The organism is Shewanella sp. AS16, assembly GCF_021412365.1.
Taxonomy (GTDB): Bacteria; Pseudomonadota; Gammaproteobacteria; order Enterobacterales; family Shewanellaceae; genus Shewanella; species Shewanella salipaludis.
This window is the reverse complement of record NZ_JAKCLK010000001.1, coordinates 806,827-829,656: the sequence shown is the minus strand read 5'-3', so window position 1 is coordinate 829,656 and position 22,830 is coordinate 806,827. Positions and strand designations below refer to the sequence as shown.

Sequence of the window (22,830 nt, the reverse complement as noted above, 5' to 3'; positions counted from 1 at the left end):
TTATTTTCTACTTTGTGCTCGGCCCGAATTGATCAGATATTTATAAGGAGTGGTATAACTGTGATCCACGTGAACCCGGCAGCGGCCGCTCTCATGGATTGAAGTCTTGGTTTACGGCAGCAAGTTTGAACTGCAACGGGAGTCGCGCCATGAAATCGGCAGTAGAACAATTGGCTCGCTATAAGAGTGTGCATCTGGACCCTCGCAATATCGGCACCCACTTTGTCGGGGTGCCGCTGATCCTCTGGGCCCTGATGCTACTGCTGGCCTCGCTGGAATTCCAGCTTGGCGCCGAAGGGCATAGGCTCAGTGTCGCCATGCTGCTAACGCCTGTGGTATTGCTCTATTACTTCAGGCTGCATTGGCGCCTGGCATTGGGCATGACCTTGGTCTTCTTGCCTCTGCTGCTGAGCGCCGAGTGGATGACACAAACCCCTCATCCTATCGCGACAGCGAGCGGGGCCTTCGTGGTCGGTTGGCTGTTCCAGTTGCTCGGCCATAGGTATGAGAGGGCCAAGCCGGCTTTCCTGGAGGATCTGAGTCAACTCCTGATAGGGCCCTTCTTTCTGATGGCGGAAGTCTATTTCAAGTGTGGGCTGGAACAGTCACTCGCCCAAGCCATCGCCCCGTTGGCCTTGGCCAGACGCCAGGCACTGGATAAGGCGCACAGGAAAGGACTGTCCTAGTTTCAGCTGTCTCGGATTTCAGCTGCTTTGGACTCAGATGCCTTAGATTTCAGCTGCCTTGGACTATGCTCGGACAAGTGAGCCCAAAGGGCTAGTGGGTGCCCGGCGGCTGATAATATTGGGGCATCACACGTACCGTCTTGATCATATTGTCGGCGACGTCGACGATTTCTATCGGGTAACCCGCCAATCTCAGGCTGGTGTTCGGGGCAGGGATCTCTTCCAGGTATTCGAGAATGAGGCCATTGAGTGTCTTGGGACCGTCGGTAGGAAAGTCCCATTTCATTTCCTTATTCAGATCGCGAATGTTGATGCTGGCATCGATCAGATAGCTGCCATCCTGCTGCACATTGATGTCTTCGCTGGCGGTGGTCAGCATTGAGGTGGTGAAGTCGCCGACGATTTCCTCGAGAATGTCTTCCAGTGTCACCAGCCCCTGAATGTCACCGTACTCGTCGACCACCAGACCGATGCGCTGCTTATTCTGCTGGAAGTTGGCCAGCTGCACATTGAGCGGGGTACCTTCGGGAACGAAATACAGCTCCTTCACCGCCCGCAGCAAGGAAGACTTGCTGAACTGTTCCTTGGATTGCAGTCGCAGGGCGTCGCGCAGGTGAATGAAGCCGACGACATCGTCTATGTTATCCCGGTAGACCAAGACCCGGGTATGGGGGCTTTGCACTACCAACCTATTGATATTTTTGAAGTCATCATTCATGTTGATGGCGTAGATGTCCGAGCGCGGCACCATGATGTCTTCGACCGTGACCTTCTCCAGATCCAGAATCGACAGCAGCATCTCCTGATGTCGTTGGGGGATCAGGGCGCCGGCCTCGTGTACCACAGTGCGCAGCTCTTCCTGGCTCAGGGCATCGTCGCTGCGCACGTTCTTGATGCCGAGCAGGCGCAGAAACATCGAGGTGATGAAGTTGACCGTCTTGACCAGCGGCGACAACAACACCAGCAGCCAATACAAGAGTATGCTGGATGGGAAGGCGATGCGCTCCGGATGCAGCGCCGCGACCGTCTTGGGGGTGACTTCGGCAAATATCAACACCACCATGGTTAACACGCCGGTAGCGATCGCGACCCCCACATCACCCCAGAGGCGGATGCCTATGATGGTGGCTACGGCGGAGGCCAGGATGTTGACCAGGTTGTTGCCTATGAGGATCAGCCCTATGAGTCTGTCCGGGCGCTCGAGCAGTTTGATCGCTCTCAGGGCACCCTTATGGCCGTTGGAGGCCAGGTGACGCAGCCGATAGCGATTGAGTGTCATCATGGCGGTTTCTGAGCCGGAAAAATAGGCAGAGATTAAGATTAACACCAACAGGAATATGAGGAGTGCGCTTGTCGATATCGCGTCCAAAAAGGGCTCCGTTATAGCCGGCAAGCTTGCGTCCGTGCCGACAAGTTAGAATAAGGAACTGGCGGTCGAAGGTCCGGCCTTCAACCGACAGGCTATAAGGTTAAGATAATATTAATTCTTTGACAATTCTGGCGCCGAAATAAGCCAGTGTCAGCAAGCCGGCTCCCGTCAGGGTATAAATGACCGCGGTGCGCATCTTGCAGCCCACCCGGTAGTGTTGCCACAGCATGGCAATATAGACAAACCAGGCGATGATCGATAACACCGCCTTATGGGCCGTACCGCCGGCAAACATATCGTCGAGGAAAATGAATCCTGTGACCAGCGACAGGCTCAGGAGGACCACCCCTATGATGACCAGGTGGTATAACTGCTTTTCGACCGTCATCAGTGGAGGCATGGCCGGGCTCAGGACCAGGGTCTTTTTATTCTTCAGCTTGTTTTGGATCAAGGCCAACTGAATGGCGTAGAGTGCGGCGATCATCAGGGCACTGTAGGCCATCAGGGACAGGACCACATGCACCAGCACCTTGGGGTAGAGTTCGAAATGGGTGATAAATTCCGGAGGCAGCAACCACAGGAGCGCCACGGAAATCACCGAGCAGGCGTAGATCACCGGCATCAAGACGATGACGCGGATGCGAAATATCAGCACGGTAAAGGTAAAGGCGATGATCCAGTTGACCAGGGAGATGACATTGGTCAGGCTGAAATTCTGGCCGTCTGTCGTCATGATCGCCTGGGATAAGGCGGCGCCATGCAGCAGCACCCCTATGGCGGCAAAAATGGCGACGGCACCGCGATTGGGCCCCTGGGCATGAAACAGGCGACTCGTCACTAATACCAAGGCGATGCAGTAAAAAAACATGGCTGCGGCAGAAAAAATGACCATCTGTAATTAACCTATCGTGTTGTTTGTATGTGACCGTGAAAACGAGTTCATCCATGTCAATTGCCAGACTAACATGTCCCCCGGGTAGCGGGCGGTGACCTGGATTGCAAAATTTAACAGATTCTGACGCTTAACTCTAAATTATTTACGCTCAGGTGAAAAATGCTCCAGGATCGGCGCCCGGGTGCATACTGGCACAAGTGCGGCGCGGCAGTAGCATAATATGCAGGCATCGCTATAATACAGGCCAATAATGTAAATTCTTAAGGGTATAGAACAGGACCATGTTTGAGAACCTAACCGACAGATTGTCACGCACGCTGAAAAATATCAGTGGCCGTGGTCGCTTAACTGAAGAAAATGTTAAGGAAACCCTGCGCGAAGTGCGTATGGCGCTGCTGGAGGCGGATGTCGCCCTGCCTGTGGTGCGGGAATTCGTCAACAGCGTCAAGGAAAGAGCCGTTGGGCAGGAAGTCTCAAAGAGCCTGAGTCCTGGTCAGGCCTTCATCAAGATAGTCCAGAGTGAACTGGAAAAATCCATGGGCGAGGCCAACGAAGCGTTGGATCTTGCCGCCCAGCCGCCGGCGGTGATCATGATGGCCGGTCTGCAAGGTGCCGGTAAGACCACAAGTGTGGCCAAACTGGGGAAATTCCTGCGTACCAGGCATAAGAAGTCCGTGCTTGTGGTCAGTGCCGACGTCTACCGTCCGGCGGCGATCAAACAGCTGGAGACCCTGGCGGGGGAAGTCGAAGTCGAATTCTTCCCATCCGATGTCAGCCAGAAGCCAGTGGATATCGCCAAGGCGGCCATAGCGCACGCCAAGCTCAAGTTCATCGATGTGGTGCTGCTCGATACCGCCGGCCGTCTGCACGTCGACGAAGCCATGATGGAAGAGATCAAGCATCTGCACCAGGTGGTTAACCCGATAGAAACCCTGTTCGTGGTCGATGCCATGACGGGTCAGGATGCGGCCAATACCGCCAAGGCCTTCAACGAAGCATTGCCACTGACAGGTGTGATACTCACCAAGGTCGACGGTGACGCCCGCGGCGGTGCGGCCTTGTCTATTCGCCATATCACGGGCAAGCCGATTAAGTTCCTCGGTGTGGGCGAGAAGACAGATGCCCTGGAGCCGTTCCATCCGGACCGTATCGCTTCGCGGATCCTGGGCATGGGTGACGTCTTGTCGCTCATCGAAGAAGTCGAACGCGGCGTAGACAAGGAAAAGGCGCTGAAGCTGGCGTCCAAGGTCAAGCAAGGCGGCAGTTTCGATCTGGAAGATTTCCGTGAACAGCTGCAGCAGATGAAGAACATGGGTGGCATGATGAACATGCTGGAAAAATTGCCCGGTGTCGGTCAACTGCCTCCGGAAGCCCTGGCGCAGGTACAGGATGGCAAGATGACCGGCCAGATGGAGGCCATCATCAACTCCATGACGGCCAAGGAACGCAAGAATCCGGATCTGATCAAGGGCTCGCGCAAGCGTCGCATCGCCGCCGGTTCCGGCACCCAGATCCAGGATGTTAACCGCCTGCTGAAGCAATTCACCCAGATGCAGAAGATGATGAAAAAAATGTCTGCCAAGGGTGGGATGCAGAAAATGATGCGCGGTATGCGTGGCATGATGCCACCGGGAATGAAATTACCCGGACGTTAATTCGGCCAAGGGATAGACAATTTTATTGGCTATCAGTCGGTTGTTCCCGATTTTCATCCGAGATGCCAAGTGGCCGCAGCCTTAATAATCGCCAGATTTGGTTGCATTCGGTGGAAAGTCAGGTAAAATCTTCCGGCTTTCTACTGGGACTCTTCGCGAACACGGGGTTCCAGTTTTTATTTTTGCTTCAGGCAAATCATTAGAGGATTGAAAACGCATGGTTACCATTCGTTTAGCTCGTGGCGGCGCAAAAAAGCGTCCATTTTACAACATCGTTGTTGCTGACAGCCGTAACGCTCGTGACGGTCGTTTCATTGAGCGTGTTGGTTTCTTCAACCCACTGGCCCGTGGCCAGGAAGAAACTCTGCGTTTAGACCTGGATCGCGTTGAGCACTGGGTTGCCACAGGTGCAGCAACATCAGATCGCGTAGCGAAACTGATCAAAGACGCGCGTAAAGCTGCTGCTTAATAGCGTTAAGGTATAGATTGATGAGCAGTAACCAACAGCCAGTTGTACTGGGCAAATTAGGCTCCTGTCACGGCATTAAAGGTTGGTTGAAAATCACCGCCTATACCGATTCTGTTGAAGGTATTTTTGACTATTCACCCTGGTTGATAAAAGAGCAGGGCGAATGGCGTGAAGTTAAAGTCACTCAGTGGCGTTTCCAGGGTAAGGCTGTCGTGGCCGCACTCGAAGGGGTCGACACTCGCGAGCAGGCGCAAATGCTCACTAATTGTGAGATTGGCATACTGCCACAGCAAATGAATGATCTGCCGGAAGACGAGTTCTACTGGCGCGATCTCATAGGTTGTGAAGTGGTGAATACTAATGGCTATAACATGGGCATAGTCGATCAGATCGTGGAAACAGGATCGAACGACGTGTTACTGGTTAAGGCCAACGAAAAAGATGGCTTCGGCAAAGCGGAACGTATGATCCCCTTTGTCACCGAGCAATTCATCGTCAAGGTGGATCTGCAAGGTAAACAGATAACAGTGGATTGGGATCCTGACTTCTAAGTCGAGGTATAACATATGTGGTTAGGGGTAGTTACCCTGTTTCCAGAGATGTTTCGTGCCGTTACAGACTTTGGTGTTACGGGTCGTGCCGTGAAAAACGGTCTGCTTGAGTTGCACACGTGGAATCCCCGTGATTTCACCCATGATAGGCATAACACTGTGGATGATCGCCCTTACGGCGGTGGTCCGGGTATGTTGATGATGGTGCAACCGTTACGCGACGCCATTCACGCGGCTAAGGCTGCGGCAGGCGAAGGTGCGAAAGTGATTTATCTGTCTCCTCAGGGACGCAAGCTGACTCAGCGTGGCGTTGCTGAACTGGCAGAATCACCCAGTTTGGTGTTGGTGTGTGGTCGTTACGAAGGTATCGATGAGCGCATCATACAAACTGAAGTGGATGAAGAGTGGTCGATAGGTGATTACGTGCTCTCGGGCGGCGAACTACCTGCCATGACTCTGATTGATTCGGTATCCAGGTTGGTTCCCGGCGTGCTGGGAAAACAAGCTTCGGCAGAGCAGGACTCCTTCTCTGACGGTTTACTGGATTGTCCCCACTATACTCGCCCCGAAAGCCTGGATGGATTAGCTGTACCGGCAGTCTTGTTGAGTGGCAACCACGAACAAATTAGACTCTGGCGTCTACAGCAAAGCCTAGGTAGGACTTTTCTGCGACGACCGGAATTATTTGAAAATCTAGCTCTGACTGACGAACAAGCGACTCTATTAGCGCAGTTTGTTGAAACAACGGACAAGCGTCCTTAGTCGTAGCTCAGTTAATACTAGAATGGAGTAAGTTATGAACAACATCATTAAAATGCTCAACGATGAGCAAATGAAAACAGACGTACCTGCTTTCGGTGCTGGTGATACAGTAGTGGTTCAGGTTCGTGTTAAAGAAGGTGAAAAAGAGCGTCTGCAGGCGTTTGAAGGTGTGGTTATCGCTAAGCGTAACCGCGGTCTGCATTCTGCATTCACAGTGCGTAAAATCTCTAATGGTGAAGGTGTTGAGCGTGCATTCCAAACGCACAGCCCACTGATCTCAAGCATTGAAGTTAAGCGTCGTGGCCGCGTTCGTCGCGCCAAGCTGTACTATCTGCGTGATCGTTCAGGTAAGTCTGCACGTATCCGTGAGAAGCTGGCAACTAAGTAATAGTTACAGCTACAGAAAAAAAGACGCAGTGTTCGCACATCAACCCGCCCTAGTGGCGGGTTTTTGTTTGCCCTGAAAAATGACTTAAGGCTTGATCTCCCTGTCCGGACAAGGCATAGTAGCTCCTCGATGTAACGCTGTAGCATTACGCCATTGCGGCAATGGTGCATTGGCACTATTACTAGACGTTGGCACTATGACCAGGCGTTGGCACCTCTGGCTAATTGAATGGCTAATTGAACGGACAGAACAGGCGGATAGCATGCAACAAGATACCATCAACAATGTGCATATCAGTTCGGAAAAGGTGTTGATCACCCCGGAAGAGCTCAAGCGGGAATTACCTTTGTCGGCGCATGCTTATCAATATATTCTCGATGCCAGGCAAACCGTGGCGGACATAGTCCATAAGCGAGATAAAAGGGTATTGGTCATCACGGGGCCTTGTTCTATCCATGACATAAAGGCCGCCAAGGAGTATGCCCTCAAACTGAAGCGGCTCCATGACGAACTCAAGGATGATTTCTACATCTTGATGCGGGTCTATTTCGAGAAACCCCGCACCACAGTGGGCTGGAAGGGCATGATCAACGATCCCGACATGGACGAGTCTTTCGATGTGGAGAAGGGGCTCAAGATGGCGCGTGAGCTGATGCTCTGGTTGGCCGAGCTGGAACTGCCGGTGGCGACCGAGGCATTGGATCCCATCAGCCCTCAGTACATATCCGAATTGGTTACCTGGTCGGCGATTGGCGCCCGTACCACAGAATCCCAGACCCATAGGGAGATGGCTTCTGGCCTGTCCATGCCTGTTGGCTTCAAGAACGGTACCGACGGCAAGCTGGAGGTGGCCATCAATGCGCTGAAGTCGGCCGCCAGCAGCCACAGATTCATGGGCATCAACCAGCAAGGCCAGGTCGCCCTGCTGCAGACGGCAGGTAACCCGGACGGCCATGTGATCTTGCGTGGTGGCGCTACCCCTAACTATGATGTTGCCAGTGTTGCCGAGTGTGAGACCCAGTTGCATAAGGCCGGGCTCAACGCCAGGCTCATCATAGATTGCAGCCATGGCAATTCATCCAAAGATCACCGGCGTCAGACAGGCGTCTGTGAAGATGTCTTCCAGCAGATAGCCCAGGGCAACAAGTCCATCATAGGCGTGATGCTCGAGAGCCACCTCAACGAGGGGAGTCAGAGCTGCGACAGGCCGCTCGGTGAACTCGCTTACGGCGTCTCTGTGACGGATGCCTGCATAGATTGGGCAACAACCGAGGCTCTGCTGCGCCGGGGCGCCGCCCAATTGAGCTGGGGGTTACCGACGCGTTTCGACAGGGTGCGCCTGGCCAATGCCTGATATTGTAGTGAGTCATAGTGAGCCGAGTCCGGCTGTGTGCCAGCCTGGCCATGCGCTGCTGGGCAGGGAAGAATTGAACATGAGAGATGTCTGTGATGAATGAGAAAACCACGGCTGAGCTGGAGCAGCTGCGCGGCCTTATCGATGGTGTAGATCAGGAGTTGTTGCGACTGCTGCGCAAGCGCCTGGATCTGGTCGCCAGGGTCGGCGCGGTCAAGCATGCCGCCGGCCTGCCTATCTATGCACCGCAACGCGAAGCGGCCATGTTGGCCAAACGCCGTGAGGAAGCCGGCGCCATGGGGGTCGCGCCGCAGCTGATCGAAGATATATTGCGGCGTCTGATGCGCGAGTCTTATCTGAACGAGAAAGATGTCGGTTTCAAGCAAATCAAGCCGGATCTGGGACAGGTAGTCATAGTGGGCGGCGAAGGCCAGCTCGGGCGACTATTCGGTCAAATGCTGAGTCTGTCCGGCTATCGGGTAGAGACGCTGGATAAAGACGATTGGCAGCGGGCGCCGGGCCTGTTCGCGGGAGCCGGTCTGGTGTTGGTCACAGTGCCCATTTCTGTGACCTGTGAGCTTATCCGGGAAAAACTGACTCACTTACCTGAGGACTGCATCCTGGCCGATCTGACGTCCATCAAGGAAGCGCCTATGCAGGCCATGCTGGCGGCGCATGGGGGGCCCGTTGTCGGCCTGCATCCCATGTTTGGCCCGGATGTCGGCAGTCTCGCCAAGCAGGTGGTGGTCGTCTGTCATGGCCGTCAGCGACAGGCTTACCTGTGGTTGTTGCAGCAGATAGAGATCTGGGGGGCCAGGGTAGTGGAAGCCGAGCCTAAGCGACACGATGATGCCATGCAGTTGGTGCAGGCGATGCGGCATTTTTCCACCTTCGTCTATGGACTGAATCTGTATAAGGAGGCGGCGGATATAGACAGCCTGTTGCAATTCAGCTCGCCCATCTACCGGCTGGAGCTGGCCATGGTCGGGCGTCTCTTTGCCCAGAGCCCGGAACTCTATGCCGACATCATCTTCGCCCAGCAGGGCAGTGAGCAGGTGATCTGTGACTACCTGGATAATTACCGCGAGGCCCTCGAATTGCTCAAGATGGGCAACAGGGAAGAGTTCATCGCCCAGTTTCGTCGTGTCGCCCTATGGTTCGGTGATTTCGCGCCGCAATTTCAGCAGGAGAGTCGGGTCATGCTGCAATCTGTCAATGACATGAAGTGCAGCTAACCGTTTCTACTGGGCTGCAGAGCGTCTCCGATGATTTTTTGTGCCGCTGCATTGCGCTTTTTTAGGCTAGAAAGTAAGGTTAAAGAGCCGGGGTGGGCTTTGTCTGGAGCGTTAATCCCGGCGCCTTTTGAGCCGGCTGGAGTATGCGAATGACATCGACAACAGGTTATGATGCGCAACTGGAAGACCGCAGTTTAGGCCATTTATTGTATGGGCTTATGAGTGGATTTCCGCTGCTGCTTATTCCCGTACTCCTGAGTCTGTTGATCAATCTGACCCAGAAACAGGAGGAACTGAGCCCCCTGTTGGCGTCGCATTTGCGCTGGCAGCGCCAGGCGAACATAGGTCTGTTCCTGTTGCTGGCCTTGGGGTATTGGTTACCTCAACTCTGGCTCAGTCTGCTGATCTACCTGATGGCCCTGGGCTGGTTTTGCTATCGGTTGCTCAAAGGCTGGTTGTCGTTGCTCGACGGCTTGGAAATCTAGTTATCTATGTTAGAGTCTCATTATTAAAGGATTTTTGAGACCTTAGATGACAAGCTACCAGATACTCTGTTTGTTGGCGACGCTGGCGTTGACCACCTCGCTCATTTCTTCACACCTGCATAGATTACAAGAGACAGTGGCCATCACCGCCTTTTCCCTCTGCCTGAGCCTGTTGGTCCTGTTGGTGGGCAAGGGCCTGGGCGATGACATCTATGCCCCCCTGGTTCAGGGATTGCAGCAACTGGACTTCGATGCCGTGCTGCTCAAGGGCATGCTAGGTTTCCTGCTGTTTGCCGGTGCCTTGCAGATACGCTTGAAGGTGTTGCGCCATCAGAAGTGGGAGATCTTGACTCTCTCCCTGTTGAGCACAGGGATCTCCACTTGTGTGGTCGGCGGTGTGCTGTACTGGATAGCCCCCTGGCTGGGACTGCCATTGCAACTGAGCCATTGCCTCCTGTTTGGTGCCTTGATTTCCCCGACGGATCCCATAGCCGTGCTGGCCATCATCAAGAAGTTGGGGGCTCCCGAGGATATCGCCATTCAGGTCGAGGGAGAGTCCCTGTTCAATGACGGTATCGGCCTGGTGATCTTCGTGTCTATTTTTCAATTGGCCTTCTCGACCGAACCTTTGACCTTGGCCGATGTGGGGAGCCTGTTCCTGCGGGAGGCCCTGGGCGGTATCCTCTATGGGGCATTGCTCGCCGGCGCCCTGTATCTGCTGTTTCGGCTCTGTGAGGACGATGCCCAGCTGATGCTGATCACCCTGTCCATACCCACGGCGGGTTATGTGTTTGCCGAGACCCTGGGTGTGTCAGGTCCCCTGGCCATGGTGAGTGCCGGCATACTGATAGGCAATGTGTGTATCCCCAAATACTTCAGTCACTTCGAGCGGCTGAAGCTCGGGGTGTTCTGGTCACTGATCCAAGCCTTCTTCAATGATCTGTTATTTTTGCTGCTGGGGTTAATTCTCCTGTTGGTGCACTTCGACACTGAACTATGGTGGTTCGTGTTGACGGCTATCCCATTGGTCTTATTTGCCAGGACTGTGAGCGTGCTCTTGCCCTATCTGGGCTTTCGGCTGTTTAAATCCTATAACCCCTATGCCGAGGGTATTCTTATCTGGGGTGGGCTGAGGGGGGGGCTGGCGATCGCCATGGCCATGAGTCTGCCCGAAGGCACGACCCTGAGCGCGGCCAGTGAGCTGAGTGTGCGGGATCTGCTGCTGGTGATGACCTATGCAGTGGTGCTTTTCTCCATCTTGGTGCAGGGCTCGACCATTCCCGGCTTGATCAAGCGCAGCAACAGGGTTATGCCTGTTGCTGCGCAGGCACGTCCGTCACCTGGCCTCAAGGAGATGTCATGAGGCCAGCTGGCGGGGACTAGCGGTACAGCGCCTCGACCAAGCCAGCGAGTGACGCCAGGCTGTCCTTGTCTGTGCCTCCCAAGGCGTCGAGACTGAGTATGATGCCGTCGGCATCGAGCCGCTTTATGGCGAGGGCCTGCGCCGGCAGGGCCTGTGGCGAGACGAGATGGCTGGGGTTAACCAGCACAGGTAAGTGGCTGTCGGCCTTGAGGCTGACGACACTGGCCAGGTCCAGCGACGGGTGGCTGGCGTTGTTAAAGGTATTGATGCCGGCCTCGCATAAGATAAGCTGTTGGTTGCCTTGGCTTAAGATGGTTTCTGTCGCCGCCAGGTAATCCTCAGCACTCGCCAGGGCATTTCTTTCCAGGATCAGGGGAATAGGCAGGGAGCCGGCACGCATCAGCAATGCCTGATTGAACATCAGCTTACCGCTTAGCAGCAGGATATCGGCTTCCTGGCTCGCCGCAGTCAATTCAGACTCATGCTCGACTGTCAGTATGCAGCAGAGATCGAACTGATTGAGCCTGTGTCTTATGTTGGCCAGACTCTGGCTGGGTTCACTCTGGCGGCTAAGGCCGTCGATTATCATGGCTTGAAAACCGCATGCCTTCACCGTCTTGGCCAACTGCTCTAATTCGGCCGCTTCTATGGGTAATTTCAGCTGTGCTATGGCGGCAAACTGACCCGTGCCCAGTTGCAATGGGCCCCGGCTGATCTCGGTTGCCTGGGGCTTGTAGTGTTTGCTGTACCTGAGCAGGGCCGTCTGCGGCGCTTCAGCTGCGGTTTTCTCGAGCTGGGATTGGGGTTCGATCAGTAACTGGCTGTTATTCAGTTGGGTTGGCTTAACGGTTTCGCTTGGATAACACCCCAGCACCTTGATGAAACGGGTTATCCGCTCGAGTTGCTTCAGCGCCGCCTGCATGGCATCACCTGCGAGGTTGGCATCTATATCCAGGTAGAACATCTCTTCCCATGGGGTGCCGGGGATCGGCCGGGATTCGAGCTTGCTCATATTCAAATCCTGCGCCTTGAGTACCAACAGGGCTTCGACCAGGGCGCCCGGTTTCTGACCCGTTGCCATGATGAGCGTCGTCTTGGCCGGCAGCTGTTCCGGCACGTCTGCCGCCTTGCGGGCGACGACGATGAAACGGCTCTGATTGACTTTTTGGTTCGCCAGCTTGTCCTCTATGGCTTCGAGCCGATACAAGTTGCCGCCCTCTACGCTGCCTATGGCGGCGACACTCTTGTCATCGGCCTGAGCCACACGTTCCATGGCTTCGGCACTGCTGGAGCAGTATTCCAGCTTGAACTCAGGGTGTTGGCTAAGGTAGCGGCTGCATTGGCTGATGGGCTGGGGATGGGCATACACAGTTTTGATCTCACTGAGACTGGTGCCAGCTTTTGCCAGCAGGCAATGACCAACCTCTATGGTGGTTTCCCCTACTATGGACAGGCTGGTGTGTTGCAGCACGTCGTAGACTTCATTGATGGAGCCGGAGGAGGTGTTTTCGATCGGCAGGAAACCATAGTCGGCATGCCCCAGCTCGACGGCCTGCACTATGTCATCGAAACTCTTGCAGCCCAGATCCTGCATCTCGACCTGACGCCGTTGGCAATAACGGGTCGCGGCCAGGTAGGAGTAGGAGCCCCTGGCGCCGAGATACGCGATGCAATAGGCGGGTTTTTGGGTATCGGGATTGGCCCTGCCATGGAGATAGGCCTGCTGATTGAGCACTGAGTCTTCTATTATGCTTTGATAGAGCGACAGCACGAAATGGGCATCCAGCCCCTGGGCCTTGCCCTGTTGCACCAAGCGGGCAAGCAGATCTTTCTCTCTTTGAGTATCCCTGATGGGTCGCACATCGACTTCCTTGCTGCGGGCCACTTCCAGGCTGAGACTGCGGCGTTTTGCCAGTAAGGCCAAGAGATCTTTGTCCAATGCGGTGATCTGTTCTCGGGTCTGGTTTAACGGTTGTGGATTGGGCATGCTGACCTCATTGTTACTCTGGGGGTACCTGTCATGGCTACAGACAAAAAAGCCTCCCATTTGGGAGGCTTTGGATTTTTCACTTTCGTTTTTACACCGAAAATCCGCCGCCATCCGAGGGGGGAATAAAAAAGAAAGTAAAAAAGGCCGGGCTCAGACTATTCATGCCATTAAAGCTAAAGCGCGGCTCCTGCGCTGTCAATGGAAACTTGCTCAACTTGGCGCTTATTCAATAAAAAGCGCACCCTAAGGTGCGCCGGTTGAACATTGAATATAACATCAAGCTGCGTATACCTCCTCATACTGTTCATCGAAGTCAGTGCCGAGTATTTCAGGCTCAGTTTCCAGTGAAATATGGCGTTGAGCTTCAGGCTTGTGGATCAGGCGATTTAGCTGTTTCTCCAGCTTTTGTCCCACCGCCGTAATTGCGGCATAGAGATTGTCATGCTTCGCCTGGGCGAACAACTCTCCGTTTGGAACACCGACAGAGGCTTCAATCTTAAAAACGCTTTTCTCCTGGTTGATGATGACATGAGGGTTGATCAAGTGGATCTGGTGACGTGCCAGCTTGTCAAATCGGCTCTCTACACGCTCACGAATAGGGGTGGTGACTTCAAGTTGTTTGCTTGTGATTTTTATCATATGTCGAACCTTCTATTGTTTCCCTGTGTTCAGACTATCAAGCTTAGTCTTGCATAATGTGATTTAAATCACATTTTCCGGCTCCCTCCAGACTGTTAGGCGCATATTTGAACACTTAGACATTTTCGGCTGAAAAACGAAGCAAAGGTCTTGTTATCGGCTTGAAAGCAGCGCATATTCGAGTGGATAACCCTGCCACCTTTACTTAAATTTACCCCATAGAAACATTGCCTGCCGTAAGCTTTCATATAAACTGCCTTCGATGAGTATAGACCACAAAACCGCTGTAGGTGGTGTCGATGAGAGCCAATATATGAGTGCGAAAGAGATTAAGATCAAGGTATGGGATCTTCCGACCCGCGTCTTCCACTGGGGTATGGTGTTGCTGCTGGTTGGCCTCTGGTGGAGCGCCGATGCGGGGGAAATGCAGTGGCACCAACTTCTGGCTTATACCCTGTTGGTTTTTATTGGTTTTCGGATCCTCTGGGGATTTGTGGGCAGTGACACCGCCAGATTCAAACAGTTTGTTCACGGCCCCAAGAGGGTAATAGACTACCTTAAGTCCGGCCGCGGGGGGGAGCTGCCAGCGACCTTGGGTCATAATCCCCTGGGGGGCTATATGGTGCTGATGCTTATTTTCACCCTGAGCCTGCAGTTGGCCACTGGCCTGTTCGCCACAGATGAGATCTTTACCGAGGGCCCCCTGTATTCCTGGGTGAGTGCCGAGACGGCATCCTCCCTGACTTGGCTGCATAAGCAAAATTTCTTACTCATCCTTGGGCTGGCTGCAATACACCTAGCCGCCGTGGCATTGCATTGGTTTAAGGGAGATAAGCTGGTGTGGGCCATGGTGAGTGGTTATAAGAAGCATAGCGGGAGTGGCGATCCCCGGCTCAGATTTACTTCTGTGTTGGTCGCGATAGCCCTGTTGAGCATCTTGGGGAGTCTGGTATTTGTTACCCTGATGCGACCCGTGCTCCAGAGTTTGTGAGCCATCAATAACAGCCACAAAAAAGCCTGCATCTGAGTGCAGGCTTTGGAGGTGTTTGAGGCTCCGGCTTATCAGTCTTTCTTGTAGCTATCGTGGCAGCCCTTGCAGCTTTTGCCTGTTTCCATGAAGGCTTGTTTGATAGCCATCTTTTCGCCTTGTTGGGCAACGAGTGCCAGCTTGGCGGCATTTTCCTGGAAGCGGCTCATCTTGGCATCAAAATCCGCTCTGTCCTGCCAAATTTTTGCCAATGCGTCGGTATCGCCCTGATCTGAACCTGCAACGAAACCTTCGAAGGGCATTTTCGCCAATGCCGCAACATGGGTTGCCCGCATGGTGAAGGTATCGGCATCGAAGGCTTTCTTACCCTTGAGCATGGCACCCATGTCACCGAAGTTATGGGCGATTAAGTCGAATGCCGACTGACGGTAATGAATGGCGGCATCGGTATTTTTGAAATCATTGGCTTGGGCGCCGGCAGTCAATGCTGTGCTGGCGATTAAGATTAATAGTCTCTTTTTCATCTGTTTTCCACTGTTCAATAAGGCATATGAGTGACATTGCCAGTCCATTCTACACATATTAACTCCGTGTACTAGAAGCTATTTTGTCACTGATTGTGTGTAAAGCCACGGCGGCTCGGATAAGAGGTTTTGTGTTGGCAGCCGTTTTGTTAAACTGGCGAATGTAATGCTGTAACAGTACCGGAGAAAGGCGACATGCGGGCAAATTGGGAATTAGTATTAGAGAAAGTCTTGAGTCATGCCGAACATGATGAACTCATCGCCCTGTTCCAATTGTTACTCACAGAAGAGGAGCGCAGTGCCATCGCTGGGCGACTGAAAGTGTTTCAACTCCTGCTCAGTGGGGACTTGAGCCAGCGGCAAATTGCAGCCGAATATCAGGTGAGCATAGCCACCATCACCCGCTGCTCTAATTATCTGAAGCATATGTCGGTTGAGCATAGGGAGAAGATCAAGGGTTTGATCTCCTAGTCAAGCCAAGGTAGTTAATGCTTCAAAACCGCGGCCCGAGCCGGCGCCGCGTTTTTTTTACGCTAAGGTGACAGTGGCACCCCGGGTCATCTCGGGACTCACTGTGGCAAGCAGTCTTTATTCGTGTCCATCATGATCATGACCATGGCTGCCACAACCGCCTGGGGCGTGGACATGACCATGGGCCAGTTCGTCGGCACTGGCTTCACGGACATCTATGATCTCCAGACTGAAACTCAATGCCTGACCGGCCAGCGGATGGTTGCCGTCGACAACGACTAGATCATCTTTGACTTCAAGTACTTGAACCGGGCGTTGGCCCATCTCTGTCTCGGCGATGAAACGCATGCCAGGGACTATGTCTTCGATGTCGCCGAAGGCTTCAACTGGCACTTCCTGGCGCAGACCTTCATGATACTCACCATAGGCTTCGGCTGCGGCGATAGTCACGTCCAGGGTATCCCCCTTGGCTTTACCGTCCAGCGCGGCTTCGAGACCCGGGATCAGGTTTTCGGTGCCGTGTATGTACTGCATAGGCTCGGCATCGAAAGAGCTTTCGAGCAGTCTGCCTTGATCATCGGTTAAACGGTAATGAAGGGTTACCGCGCTATGTTGAGTGATTTTCATATTGCCTCCAGAGCTGAATGTGGGCGCATAGTAACGTGCTTTTATGCCGTTGGCGATGATCTGTTGTGGACAAATTGCCTTTTGCATCATTCATGCACAGGGGGGTTGCAGGCTGCCTGTCGTGGGCGAAACATCTGAATTCATCCCCTTGGCAAAGAAATAGGTAACAAATAGCACTCAGGCACAAAATTCCGATGGCTGCATATCAATGATTGTTTTAACCATTTGAATTTTAATAGTTTTAACTTTGGCGTGGTACCCAGGGTTACCTTTACGTAAGCCCTGTTGTTTTGCATTAAATGCAAAAATTGCCTGCAAAAACTGAGGAAAATACCTGGATAGACGAACATCTTTATTATTCCTCATGTATAACTCGCTTTCCGGGCTTGACAAGGACAGACAAAAAAGGCAATTCTGTTTACCAAGCAATCAAAGTTAATTAAGCGCAGCCAAATGCCTAATCTCAGCCCAGTTGTAACCACCATTATTACAACCACCACTATTATCAAAGTGGGGGCGGGCTGATTACACCCTGAAAGAATTAAACTACAAGCCCGCTTCCCACCAAGAAGCGGGCTTTTTTGTTTCTTAGCGGGTGCGGTACTAAGGAGAATGAAGATGAAAGTGATGAAGTTTGGTGGTACCTCGCTCGCCAACTGGCAGCGATTCCTGATGGCGGCGGAGATAGTGGCCCAGTCCGCTAAGGATGAATCTGTCGCCACCGTCTTGTCGGCACCGGCAACTGTGACCAATGCCTTGCTGGACATGGCCGACGTCGCCGTTGCCGCCGGGGACTATCTGGCTGTGCTGTCTCGGGTCGAACAAGTATTCACCGGCTTGTTTCAGGAGGCGGCGGCACTCCTGTCCGAGGCCCAGAGCCATCATTTGTCGGCGGAGCTTGCCGCCCAGCTCGACATCTGGCGCGACAAGTTACATGGCGTCAGCTTGCTCGGGGTCTGCCCGGATAATGTACGCGCCGAGATAGTGGTTGCCGGGGAACGCCTGTCGGCAGCCCTGATGGAGCAAGTGCTGCAGGCTAAGGGGGTCACCGCCGGGCAGCTCGATCCCAGGCGTTTATTCCTGGCCCATGGCAAGCCACTGGAATCGATAGTCGATATCGCCATCAGCAAACCCAGGTTCAGCCTCTTGTCGCTGGATGAGAAGCGGGTATGGGTGATGCCGGGTTTCACCGCCGCCAATGTCGATGGTCAGGTGGTGACCCTGGGGCGCAACGGCTCAGATTATTCTGCGGCTGTGTTGGCCGCCTGTCTCGATGCCAGCAGCTGTGAGATCTGGACCGACGTCGACGGAGTGTATAACACAGATCCCAGGGTGGTGGCCGATGCCAAGCTGCTGACCCAGTTGAGCTACCAGGAGGCGATGGAGTTATCTTATTTCGGCGCCAAGGTGTTGCACCCCAAGACCATCACCCCCATAGCCCAGTACCACATTCCCTGTTATATCAAGAACAGTTTCAACCCAGAGGCGCCCGGCACCCTGGTCTCCAGTCAGCCGGATGAGACAGGGTTGCAGGTCAAGGCCATCTCCAATCTCGACAGCCAGAGCATGTTCGATATCTCGGGCCCCGGGATGAAGGGCATGGTGGGCATGGCCAGCCGTACCCTGGCAGCCATTTCCCACAGCGGGGTATCCGTATCCCTCATCACCCAAAGTTCATCCGAGTACAGCATCAGCTTCTGTGTGGCGACCCAGGATGCCGCCAAGGTCAAATGGGCACTGGAACAAGAGTTCGAGTTGGAAATAAAGAGTGAGCTCATAGAACGGATAGAATGCCGCCATGAGCTGGCGATAGTGTCGCTGATAGGCGATGGCATGCGTACCCATAAGGGGGTTGCCGCCAAGTTCTTCCAATCACTGGCCCAGGCGAGTGTGAATATCATCGCCATCGCCCAGGGATCCTCCGAACGCTCCATCTCGGCTGTGATAGAGCAGCGTAAGACCAAGCATGCCATAGGCGCCTGCCATCAGGGGTTCTTCGATGTGCTGCAATATCTGGACGTATTCCTGGTCGGCTGTGGCAACGTAGGCACCGGGCTGCTGGAACAGATCAAACAGCAGGCCCAGATGCTCAAGGCACAGCACATCTGCATGCGGGTGTGCGGCATAGCCAATTCACGCACCATGTTGCTCGACAGTGCCGGCATAGATTTGAATCGTTGGCAGTCCTTGCTTGCCGACAGTCAGCAGGCCAATGATCTGAAGCTGATGCTGGCATGGGCCAGGGAGCAGCAGCTGCTCAATCCCGTGCTGGTCGATTGCACCTCCAGCAGCCTGGTTGCAGACGGTTACCTCGAGGTACTGAACGCTGGCCTGCATGTGGTGACCCCCAACAAGAAAGCCAACACCCGTGACTTTGGCTATTATCAGGCATTGCGCCAGACGGCACTGAAACAAAGGCGCCAGTTTCTGTATGAGACGACGGTAGGTGCCGGCCTTCCTGTCATAGACAACCTCAAGAAGCTGTTGTTTGCCGGCGATAAGTTACATCAGTTCAACGGCATATTGTCCGGCTCCCTGTCGTTTATCTTCGGCATGCTGGATGAAGGGATGACACTGTCGCAGGCGACGGCCATTGCCAGGGACAAGTGTTTCACCGAGCCCGATCCCAGGGACGATCTCTGTGGCATGGATGTGGCCCGCAAGGTGTTGATCCTGGCGCGGGAAGTGGGGTTGCAGCTCGAGCTGGATGATGTGGAGGTGGAGTCTGTGTTGCCACTGGACTTCGATGCCTCGGGTGATGTCGACGCTTTCATGGCAAGGCTGCCGCAACTGGACAACGCCATGGCGATGCGCGTCGCTGCCGCTAAGGCCGAAGGCAAGCTGCTGCGCTATGTCGGCCAGATAGAAGAGGGGTGCTGCCGGGTGCGTATCGTCGAGGTCGATGCCGCAGATCCTCTCTATAGCGTCAAGGGGGGCGAGAATGCCTTGGCATTTTACAGTCGCTATTATCAGCCATTGCCTTTCGTATTGCGTGGCTATGGCGCCGGCACCGAGGTGACCGCCGCCGGAGCCTTCGCCGATGTGCTCAGGACTTTGAACTGGACCCGCGAGGTGAGCCTATGAGCATTAAGGTATACGCCCCCGCCTCCATGGGAAATGTCGGTGTCGGCTTCGATCTGCTCGGGGCCGCCCTGGCACCGCTCGACGGCAGTCTGCTGGGGGACAGAGTCTTCATCGAGGCGGCGCCTTCCGGGGTCAAGCTGACGTTGACCGGTCCCTGGGCCCATAAGCTGCCCGAGTCCCAACAACAGAATATCGTCTACCAGTGCGCCAGTTTCTTTCTTGAGGCCCTGGGGAAACCCTCGGTCGGCCTGGCCTTGACGCTGGAGAAGAACCTGCCGGTGGGCAGTGGCCTGGGATCCAGCGCCAGCTCGGTCGTGGCGGCCCTGTACGCCCTCAACCTGTATTTCGACGAGCCTTATTCGCAACAACAGCTGTTGCTGTTGATGGGCGAGTTCGAAGGCAAGATCAGCGGCTCGGTGCATTTTGATAATGTCGCGCCCTGCTATTTGGGCGGCATGCAACTCATGTTGAATGTGCCTGGAAGGGTGTGTGACACCATTCCAGGCTTCGATGACTGGTATTGGGTGCTGGCCTATCCGGGGATTTCCCTGTCGACGGCCAAGATGCGGGCCCTGTTGCCGGAACACTATGACAGGAGCGTCGCGATAGATTTTGGCCGTTACCTGAGCGCCTTCGTGCATGCCTCCTATAAACAGGATGCGGCGCTGGCCATCGAGATGCTCAAGGATGTGTTGGCCGAACCCTATCGTGCGGATGCCATTCCCGGTTATCGCCAGGCGAGGGAGGGTTTGGCGGAGCTCGGCATGCTGACGACCGGGATTTCCGGCAGCGGTCCTACGCTGTTTTCTGTCACCGACAAGCTGGCGACGGCACAGGCGGCCAGGGACTGGCTCGAGCAGCATTACCTGTCCGGCCCAGGCGGTTTCAGCCACATATGCCGCTTGGATAAACAGGGTGCCCGCAGGGTGGATTGAGTCTCGATTATCGGAATAAGACAAAGGATACAATAAGATGCAGTTATATAACTTAAAACACCCGCAACAGCGGGTGAGTTTCAGTGAAGCGGTACAATTGGGGTTGGGCAAGGATAGGGGGCTCTTCTTCCCGACCGAGATCCCTGTACTGGAAGACATGGCTAGCCTGCTGGCATTGCCTTTCGTCGAGCGCAGCAAGAAAGTGCTCGGGGCCTGGCTGGCGTCAGAGCTGGGGCAGCCGGCGGTGGATGCCTTGGTTGAAGGAGCGTTCAATTTCCCCTTGCCCCTGGTCAGGGTGGATGAGCGGCGCGCCTGTCTGGAGCTCTTCCATGGCCCGACTCTGGCCTTCAAGGATTTTGGTGCCCGTTTCATGGCCCAGTGCATCAACCGGCTCGCCGGCGACAAGGTGTTGACCATATTGACTGCGACCTCGGGCGACACGGGAGCCGCCGTGGCCGATGCCTTCTTCGGGCTGGAGAAGGTGAAGGTGATGGTGCTGTATCCCGAGGGTAAGATCAGCCTGTTGCAGGAAAAGATGTTCTCCACCCTAGGCGGCAACATACATACTGTGGCGGTCGCATCCGACTTCGATGCCTGCCAGCACCTGGTGAAACAGGCCTTCGACGACGAGGACATACGCGAAGGCCTGCATCTGAATTCGGCCAATTCGATCAACATCAGCCGCCTGCTGGCGCAGGTATGTTATTACTTCGAGGCGGTTGCCCAGGCGCAAGCCCTGGGATTTGCCGAGCCTGTGGTTGCCGTACCCAGCGGTAATTTCGGCAACCTGACAGCTGGCTTGTTTGCCAAGGCCATGGGCCTGCCGATAAAACGCTTCGTTGCCGCCACCAACAGCAACGACACAGTGCCACGTTACCTGAAGAGCGGGGACTGGTTACCCGAGACGACGGTGGCGACCATGTCCAATGCCATGGACGTTTCCGAGCCGAGCAATTGGCCGCGGGTCGAAGCCATCTGCGCGCAGCTGGGCTGGCCGTTAACCGACATTACGGGCGTCGCCTTGTCCGAGGCCGAAACGTCGCAGGCGCTGGCCCGCTTGCATGACGACGGTTACCTGTCTGAGCCACATGCGGCCATCGCCGCCAGGGCTTTGTCGCTGAGCCTGGACGCCGCCGAACAGGGGATCTTTCTCGGTACCGCGCATCCGGCAAAATTCAAGGACGTGGTGGACCGGGAGTTGCGACTGGATTTACCCCTGCCGCCTGAGCTGGCGGCGGTGGCGCAAAAGCCGTCGCTATCGGCGCGGCTCGATGCCGATTTTGCTGCGCTCAAGGCCCACATGTTCGCCTGCTTGTCACGCTAGTGCCCGGCAGGCTTTAGCGCGGCTCATTAGCGCCTTGGGCGCGCGGCCATCATAGTTAGCAGTGGGGAGGTGATGCCTCCCCCGTTCGCCTTCCTGTTCGGCATCACTTGGATAACTTGCGAGCCTGCCGGCACTTTCTGTGACCCACAGCATATCGCCGGCAGCTGCCTTTTGGCATATTGGGCATTAATAGTTCGTTTGACTACTATTAAGGCATCGGGCTTAGATGGTTTTTTTGTGGGGTGATTATGTTGCAGAGGCTAATCAATGATCATAAGCATATAGGGATTTTGGTAAGCTTATTAGAAAAAAAATGCATGAGGCTTGCCGATGGCGAGGCGGTTAACTTCAACCTGATCCGCGACATCCTCGAGTATATGCAAGTCTATGTCGAGCATAGTCATCATCCCCTGGAAGAGATCATCTATGAATATTATCTGAATAAGGTGTCGGCGGCGGTGGAAACCGAGCAGTTGGCTGCCGAGCATAAACGCTTGTTTGAGGCCTCCAGCGTACTGATGGCGAGTCTGAATTTGATCTTGAGTGATGTGGTGGTGGCCAGAGATAAGTTGATCGCCGACTTACAAAATTATGTCGCACTGCAAAGGCGCCATATGGCGTTTGAAGAAACAGAGATTTTCCCGTTATTTTCTGAACACTTGAATGCGCAGGACTGGGCGGATATCTCGGCGTCATCTATGCAGAGGCTGGTGGATGATCCTCTCTTCAGCGACAACGACAAGCAGGTGTTCGAGGAGCTCAGGGATTATCTGCTGAATGCAGAGTAAGAATAAAAAGAGCGCCCTTGGCGCTCCTTTCATCGATAATCAGGCCGTTGCCTGATACCTCTATAAGAGGATAGCATCGAGATCACAGTCAAAATTATTATCTATGTCCTGAAGCTCTTTGAGTAGACGGCGTTTATCCTTTAACGCTTCTATCTCACGCCATTTGCGTTTCTTGTTGGAGCTTCGTGAACGTCCGGGCCTTTCAATGACTTCATCTAGCGCACAACCATAATCTAAGCGATCCATGG

The 22,830-nt window shown here is 54.3% G+C and carries 24 protein-coding genes and 1 other annotated feature; of the genes, 17 read left to right on the top strand and 7 right to left on the bottom strand.

Annotated features, from left to right (window positions below; all coding sequences use genetic code 11):
- Positions 1–149 precede the first annotated feature (149 nt).
- Positions 150–686, top strand: coding sequence for an Mpo1 family 2-hydroxy fatty acid dioxygenase (locus LZP73_RS03690; protein ID WP_234233102.1), 537 nt, complete (start codon positions 150–152; stop codon positions 684–686).
- 91 nt (positions 687–777) lie between these two features.
- Here LZP73_RS03690 and LZP73_RS03685 read toward each other — a convergent pair whose 3' ends face one another.
- Together LZP73_RS03685 and LZP73_RS03680 are read right to left on the bottom strand one after the other, a co-directional pair.
- The gene (locus tag LZP73_RS03685) at positions 778–2,055 is read right to left on the bottom strand and encodes an HlyC/CorC family transporter (RefSeq protein ID WP_234233101.1); all 1,278 of its coding nucleotides are present in this window, start codon (positions 2,053–2,055) and stop codon (positions 778–780) included.
- A gap of 100 nt (positions 2,056–2,155) precedes the next feature.
- Positions 2,156–2,947: a cytochrome C assembly family protein gene (locus LZP73_RS03680; RefSeq protein ID WP_234233100.1), complete on the bottom strand. Its 792-nt coding sequence runs from the start codon at positions 2,945–2,947 to the stop codon at positions 2,156–2,158.
- 284 nt (positions 2,948–3,231) lie between these two features.
- Here LZP73_RS03680 and ffh point away from each other — a divergent pair, with 284 nt between their 5' ends.
- From ffh to LZP73_RS03635, 9 genes are all read left to right on the top strand, one after another.
- Entirely contained in the window at positions 3,232–4,605 is a 1,374-nt protein-coding gene (gene ffh / locus LZP73_RS03675; protein ID WP_234233099.1) for a signal recognition particle protein, read from the top strand.
- A gap of 217 nt (positions 4,606–4,822) precedes the next feature.
- Positions 4,823–5,074 (top strand): 30S ribosomal protein S16, encoded by a 252-nt coding sequence (gene rpsP, locus LZP73_RS03670; protein ID WP_169563463.1) that lies wholly within the window; start codon positions 4,823–4,825, stop codon positions 5,072–5,074.
- Positions 5,075–5,094: 20 nt separating this feature from the next.
- Entirely contained in the window at positions 5,095–5,625 is a 531-nt protein-coding gene (rimM, locus tag LZP73_RS03665) for a ribosome maturation factor RimM (RefSeq protein WP_169563462.1), read from the top strand.
- A 15-nt stretch (positions 5,626–5,640) separates the two neighbouring features.
- On the top strand, positions 5,641–6,387 hold the full coding sequence (trmD, locus tag LZP73_RS03660; RefSeq protein ID WP_169563461.1) for a tRNA (guanosine(37)-N1)-methyltransferase TrmD: 747 nt from the start codon (positions 5,641–5,643) through the stop codon (positions 6,385–6,387).
- A gap of 34 nt (positions 6,388–6,421) precedes the next feature.
- On the top strand, positions 6,422–6,775 hold the full coding sequence (gene rplS / locus LZP73_RS03655; protein WP_169563460.1) for a 50S ribosomal protein L19: 354 nt from the start codon (positions 6,422–6,424) through the stop codon (positions 6,773–6,775).
- A gap of 262 nt (positions 6,776–7,037) precedes the next feature.
- Positions 7,038–8,129 carry a 3-deoxy-7-phosphoheptulonate synthase gene (locus LZP73_RS03650; RefSeq protein WP_234233098.1) on the top strand — a complete coding sequence of 364 codons (1,092 nt, stop codon included), beginning with the start codon at positions 7,038–7,040 and terminating at the stop codon, positions 8,127–8,129.
- A 95-nt stretch (positions 8,130–8,224) separates the two neighbouring features.
- A complete protein-coding gene (gene tyrA, locus LZP73_RS03645) occupies positions 8,225–9,364 on the top strand; it encodes a bifunctional chorismate mutase/prephenate dehydrogenase (protein WP_234233097.1) in 1,140 nt (379 codons plus the stop codon).
- A gap of 149 nt (positions 9,365–9,513) precedes the next feature.
- Positions 9,514–9,849, top strand: coding sequence for a hypothetical protein (locus LZP73_RS03640; RefSeq protein ID WP_234233096.1), 336 nt, complete (start codon positions 9,514–9,516; stop codon positions 9,847–9,849).
- A 46-nt stretch (positions 9,850–9,895) separates the two neighbouring features.
- Positions 9,896–11,212: a cation:proton antiporter gene (locus LZP73_RS03635; protein WP_234233095.1), complete on the top strand. Its 1,317-nt coding sequence runs from the start codon at positions 9,896–9,898 to the stop codon at positions 11,210–11,212.
- Positions 11,213–11,228: 16 nt separating this feature from the next.
- Here LZP73_RS03635 and pheA read toward each other — a convergent pair whose 3' ends face one another.
- Positions 11,229–13,199, bottom strand: coding sequence for a prephenate dehydratase (gene pheA, locus LZP73_RS03630; protein WP_234233094.1), 1,971 nt, complete (start codon positions 13,197–13,199; stop codon positions 11,229–11,231).
- On the opposite strand from pheA, the gene LZP73_RS03625 reads away from it, so the two are divergent.
- The gene (locus LZP73_RS03625) at positions 13,198–13,449 is read left to right on the top strand and encodes a hypothetical protein (protein WP_234233093.1); all 252 of its coding nucleotides are present in this window, start codon (positions 13,198–13,200) and stop codon (positions 13,447–13,449) included. The two genes, pheA and LZP73_RS03625, sit on opposite strands and share 2 nt — an antisense overlap.
- Positions 13,242–13,363: a sequence feature (Phe leader region), on the bottom strand. (Overlaps the previous gene by 122 nt.)
- Positions 13,450–13,478: 29 nt before the next feature.
- Here the strand turns inward: LZP73_RS03625 and hpf are convergent.
- Positions 13,479–13,841, bottom strand: a complete 363-nt coding sequence (gene hpf, locus LZP73_RS03620) for a ribosome hibernation-promoting factor, HPF/YfiA family (RefSeq protein ID WP_234233092.1) — start codon at positions 13,839–13,841, stop codon at positions 13,479–13,481.
- A 313-nt stretch (positions 13,842–14,154) separates the two neighbouring features.
- Between hpf and LZP73_RS03615 the strand changes: the two genes are divergently transcribed.
- Positions 14,155–14,832 carry a cytochrome b/b6 domain-containing protein gene (locus tag LZP73_RS03615; RefSeq protein WP_234233091.1) on the top strand — a complete coding sequence of 226 codons (678 nt, stop codon included), beginning with the start codon at positions 14,155–14,157 and terminating at the stop codon, positions 14,830–14,832.
- A 71-nt stretch (positions 14,833–14,903) separates the two neighbouring features.
- Here LZP73_RS03615 and LZP73_RS03610 read toward each other — a convergent pair whose 3' ends face one another.
- The gene (locus tag LZP73_RS03610) at positions 14,904–15,353 is read right to left on the bottom strand and encodes a c-type cytochrome (protein ID WP_234233090.1); all 450 of its coding nucleotides are present in this window, start codon (positions 15,351–15,353) and stop codon (positions 14,904–14,906) included.
- A 195-nt stretch (positions 15,354–15,548) separates the two neighbouring features.
- Between LZP73_RS03610 and trpR the strand changes: the two genes are divergently transcribed.
- A complete protein-coding gene (gene trpR, locus LZP73_RS03605) occupies positions 15,549–15,824 on the top strand; it encodes a trp operon repressor (protein WP_169563452.1) in 276 nt (91 codons plus the stop codon).
- A 117-nt stretch (positions 15,825–15,941) separates the two neighbouring features.
- Here the strand turns inward: trpR and LZP73_RS03600 are convergent, their stop codons facing one another.
- Positions 15,942–16,451, bottom strand: a complete 510-nt coding sequence (locus LZP73_RS03600; protein ID WP_234233089.1) for an FKBP-type peptidyl-prolyl cis-trans isomerase — start codon at positions 16,449–16,451, stop codon at positions 15,942–15,944.
- A gap of 618 nt (positions 16,452–17,069) precedes the next feature.
- On the opposite strand from LZP73_RS03600, the gene thrA reads away from it, so the two are divergent.
- The 4 genes from thrA to LZP73_RS03580 all read left to right on the top strand — a co-directional run bounded on the left by thrA (position 17,070) and on the right by LZP73_RS03580 (position 22,582).
- The gene (gene thrA, locus LZP73_RS03595) at positions 17,070–19,535 is read left to right on the top strand and encodes a bifunctional aspartate kinase/homoserine dehydrogenase I (RefSeq protein WP_234233088.1); all 2,466 of its coding nucleotides are present in this window, start codon (positions 17,070–17,072) and stop codon (positions 19,533–19,535) included.
- Positions 19,532–20,470, top strand: a complete 939-nt coding sequence (gene thrB, locus LZP73_RS03590) for a homoserine kinase (protein ID WP_234233087.1) — start codon at positions 19,532–19,534, stop codon at positions 20,468–20,470. The genes thrA and thrB overlap by 4 nt, the downstream gene beginning before the upstream one ends.
- A gap of 37 nt (positions 20,471–20,507) precedes the next feature.
- Positions 20,508–21,794: a threonine synthase gene (gene thrC / locus LZP73_RS03585; RefSeq protein ID WP_234233086.1), complete on the top strand. Its 1,287-nt coding sequence runs from the start codon at positions 20,508–20,510 to the stop codon at positions 21,792–21,794.
- Positions 21,795–22,042: 248 nt separating this feature from the next.
- Positions 22,043–22,582, top strand: a complete 540-nt coding sequence (locus LZP73_RS03580; RefSeq protein ID WP_234233085.1) for a hemerythrin domain-containing protein — start codon at positions 22,043–22,045, stop codon at positions 22,580–22,582.
- 60 nt (positions 22,583–22,642) lie between these two features.
- Here LZP73_RS03580 and LZP73_RS03575 read toward each other — a convergent pair whose 3' ends face one another.
- A complete protein-coding gene (locus LZP73_RS03575; RefSeq protein WP_169563446.1) occupies positions 22,643–22,828 on the bottom strand; it encodes a DUF3545 family protein in 186 nt (61 codons plus the stop codon).
- Positions 22,829–22,830 lie beyond the last annotated feature (2 nt).

Excerpts from the sequence above, each read along its gene's own strand:
- LZP73_RS03690 (WP_234233102.1), top strand. The coding sequence starts at position 150 with ATGAAATCGGCAGTAGAACAATTGGCTCGCTATAAGAGTGTGCATCTG.
- LZP73_RS03680 (WP_234233100.1), bottom strand. The coding sequence starts at position 2,947 with ATGGTCATTTTTTCTGCCGCAGCCATGTTTTTTTACTGCATCGCCTTG.
- ffh (WP_234233099.1), top strand. The coding sequence starts at position 3,232 with ATGTTTGAGAACCTAACCGACAGATTGTCACGCACGCTGAAAAATATC.
- rpsP (WP_169563463.1), top strand. The coding sequence starts at position 4,823 with ATGGTTACCATTCGTTTAGCTCGTGGCGGCGCAAAAAAGCGTCCATTT.
- rimM (WP_169563462.1), top strand. The coding sequence starts at position 5,095 with ATGAGCAGTAACCAACAGCCAGTTGTACTGGGCAAATTAGGCTCCTGT.
- trmD (WP_169563461.1), top strand. The coding sequence starts at position 5,641 with ATGTGGTTAGGGGTAGTTACCCTGTTTCCAGAGATGTTTCGTGCCGTT.
- rplS (WP_169563460.1), top strand. The coding sequence starts at position 6,422 with ATGAACAACATCATTAAAATGCTCAACGATGAGCAAATGAAAACAGAC.
- LZP73_RS03650 (WP_234233098.1), top strand. The coding sequence starts at position 7,038 with ATGCAACAAGATACCATCAACAATGTGCATATCAGTTCGGAAAAGGTG.
- tyrA (WP_234233097.1), top strand. The coding sequence starts at position 8,225 with ATGAATGAGAAAACCACGGCTGAGCTGGAGCAGCTGCGCGGCCTTATC.
- LZP73_RS03640 (WP_234233096.1), top strand. The coding sequence starts at position 9,514 with ATGACATCGACAACAGGTTATGATGCGCAACTGGAAGACCGCAGTTTA.
- LZP73_RS03635 (WP_234233095.1), top strand. The coding sequence starts at position 9,896 with ATGACAAGCTACCAGATACTCTGTTTGTTGGCGACGCTGGCGTTGACC.
- LZP73_RS03625 (WP_234233093.1), top strand. The coding sequence starts at position 13,198 with ATGCTGACCTCATTGTTACTCTGGGGGTACCTGTCATGGCTACAGACA.
- pheA (WP_234233094.1), bottom strand. The coding sequence starts at position 13,199 with ATGCCCAATCCACAACCGTTAAACCAGACCCGAGAACAGATCACCGCA.
- hpf (WP_234233092.1), bottom strand. The coding sequence starts at position 13,841 with ATGATAAAAATCACAAGCAAACAACTTGAAGTCACCACCCCTATTCGT.
- LZP73_RS03615 (WP_234233091.1), top strand. The coding sequence starts at position 14,155 with ATGAGTGCGAAAGAGATTAAGATCAAGGTATGGGATCTTCCGACCCGC.
- LZP73_RS03610 (WP_234233090.1), bottom strand. The coding sequence starts at position 15,353 with ATGAAAAAGAGACTATTAATCTTAATCGCCAGCACAGCATTGACTGCC.
- trpR (WP_169563452.1), top strand. The coding sequence starts at position 15,549 with ATGCGGGCAAATTGGGAATTAGTATTAGAGAAAGTCTTGAGTCATGCC.
- LZP73_RS03600 (WP_234233089.1), bottom strand. The coding sequence starts at position 16,451 with ATGAAAATCACTCAACATAGCGCGGTAACCCTTCATTACCGTTTAACC.
- thrA (WP_234233088.1), top strand. The coding sequence starts at position 17,070 with ATGAAAGTGATGAAGTTTGGTGGTACCTCGCTCGCCAACTGGCAGCGA.
- thrB (WP_234233087.1), top strand. The coding sequence starts at position 19,532 with ATGAGCATTAAGGTATACGCCCCCGCCTCCATGGGAAATGTCGGTGTC.
- thrC (WP_234233086.1), top strand. The coding sequence starts at position 20,508 with ATGCAGTTATATAACTTAAAACACCCGCAACAGCGGGTGAGTTTCAGT.
- LZP73_RS03580 (WP_234233085.1), top strand. The coding sequence starts at position 22,043 with ATGTTGCAGAGGCTAATCAATGATCATAAGCATATAGGGATTTTGGTA.
- LZP73_RS03575 (WP_169563446.1), bottom strand. The coding sequence starts at position 22,828 with ATGGATCGCTTAGATTATGGTTGTGCGCTAGATGAAGTCATTGAAAGG.